At 70.6% G+C, this 262-nt stretch carries 1 pseudogene; it reads left to right on the plus strand.

Going from position 1 to position 262, the window contains the following annotated elements:
• Positions 1-28: 28 nt before the first annotated feature.
• Positions 29-262 (plus strand): annotated as a pseudogene (locus tag ACR9ZK_RS22350) (hypothetical protein); the annotation flags it as partial.

Below are 262 nucleotides of genomic sequence, written 5' to 3' on the forward strand. Positions count from 1 at the left end.
ACACTCTCTCCGTCGTCGGCAGCGTCAGATGTGTATAAGAGACAGAGCCATGGGAGCCGGCATCGCGCAGGTCGCCGCCGTCGCCGGGGACCGCGTCGACGAGGACGACGGTGTGCCCGGCGCTGCGGCCTCGGCGCTGGAGCGGATCTGTCTCTTATACACATCTCCGAGCCCACGAGACGGAGCTACATCTAGGATGGCGTCTTCTGTTTGGGGAGGGGGGGGGGGGGGGGGGGGGGGGGGGGGGGGGGGGGGGGGGGGG

It is taken from the genome of Monashia sp. HAY1-5C (assembly GCF_056755255.1).